Origin of the sequence: Flavobacterium sp. YO12 (assembly GCF_004119495.1) — a bacterium.
In the GTDB taxonomy this organism is placed as follows: domain Bacteria; phylum Bacteroidota; class Bacteroidia; order Flavobacteriales; family Flavobacteriaceae; genus Flavobacterium.
On sequence record NZ_NRQU01000132.1, the window covers coordinates 1 to 1646 of the forward strand.

At 27.6% G+C, this 1646-nt stretch carries 1 protein-coding gene; it reads left to right on the forward strand.

Going from position 1 to position 1646, the window contains the following annotated elements; all coding sequences use genetic code 11:
• Window positions 1–202 precede the first annotated feature (202 nt).
• Entirely contained in the window at window positions 203–697 is a 495-nt protein-coding gene (locus tag BOW55_RS20630) for a CAP domain-containing protein (protein ID WP_371414553.1), read from the forward strand.
• The last annotated feature ends 949 nt before the right edge of the window (window positions 698–1646 follow it).

A 1646-nucleotide genomic window follows, 5' to 3' on the forward strand; every position in this document is an offset into this window, starting at 1 on the left:
GTGCCATCTCTATATATCAAATAATAGATCTAAACATTCTCGAATTTAGTAAGATCTGATAAATAAAAACTCCTAATTAGTTAATAAAAAAAAGACTTATACTGTTAGTTATAAGTCTTTTACAGGTAATTTGAAAATTAAAATCTGCGGAAATTTGCCATATCCATAAAACATAATTTAATTAACAAATTATAATTTCATCATGGCGAAAAATAATAATCAAATAGCCTTATTAATTGCAATTGTATTTACCATCTATTCCTGTTCTAATGACACACTTAACAGCAATCCGACAGAATCTGTTCCAGAAAGAATCGTAGATTACAATTATAGTAATGCTGAACTGGAAACAATGGACTTAATAAATGAATACAGAGTTAGTAATGGTTTAAACATTTTAGGAAAAATAAATTACATCTCTGTTAAGTCTGAAGAACACAATATTTATATGATTACCAATGATATTGTAACCCATGATAATTTTGTAGCCCGATCAGAAGATATCATTAAAGTTCTTGGCGTTAAAAAAGTAAGTGAGAACATTGCTTATAACTATAATAGTCCTCAGGCAGCTTTAAATGCCTGGCTAGACAGTCCTGAACACAAAAAAATATTCTGGGAGATTATACTAATTTTGGAATTTCGATTACGCAAAATCCTATTAATGGTAAAAAATATTACACTAATATCTTCGTAAAATAGTAATATTCAAAACTCGATTAATAGAAAATATGTAACTGACTGTTTTTGGATGTTCTATATTTTAGAGACGTTTTTTTAGTAAATAGCTATCAGCTAGTATTTATAGTAATAAGATTTAGCAAAAATTTGTAAATCAACGATGTATAGAATATTCGACTTCACGCCAATAAAATTTTCATCTATTTAGGTGAGATTATTATTAACTTGTGTATTTTGTCATTTACTAATGTAATTGACAAGTGTGAATTGTGCAGCCACGCAAAGGCGAAAACTATTGAAAGTAAAATTGTATGAGAGTCTATGAGTCGTTTTCTGCAATACCTATTTTAATTTTAAAACGCAATAACTGTTATATTCATGTAAAATATTGCCCAAGATTGAGCTATAGCCCATTTTTCAGCTTGTTCTTCTGGTTTGGAACTTATTTCAGTGATTAAAAATAAACTCAATTCCCCAGCCATTTAATATTTCCTATTGAAAGTTCGAAGTTGGATTTTAATATTTCTTTGGCAGATTTTAAACTCTTACCATGAAATCCTCTTAATTTATTTAAATAATAGGTAGAAATCAAATATAGAAAAAAATAACTAATACAAGAGGTTTGGGTATTAGCTTAGTGAGAACAAAATTTATAGAGTAAGATTAATGAATATGTACTGAGAATAACTTATAAAGCTCACAAAATTAGGTAGCTTTTATGTTATATTTCATATCTAAAGTGAAAATTATCAGCAAGCATTAAACGGCAACTTAAAATAAAAAAGCCTGTAAACAAAGAGTTTACAGGCTTTTTTGTGGGCTTGATGGGATTACAATCGAACACTTAATTCCTATATTAATGTTCATCGATAAGCTGGGAAAAAAAACTTGAAATCCTTTATATAAGGGTTTTTATTATTGTAGTATTTTTTAAAAGTCTCAATTATCTTTTTTCTTTTTGTAGT

What these genes read in the sequence shown, in the direction of transcription:
- BOW55_RS20630 (WP_371414553.1), top strand. Translation starts at nt 203, where the DNA reads ATGGCGAAAAATAATAATCAAATAGCCTTATTAATTGCAATTGTATTT.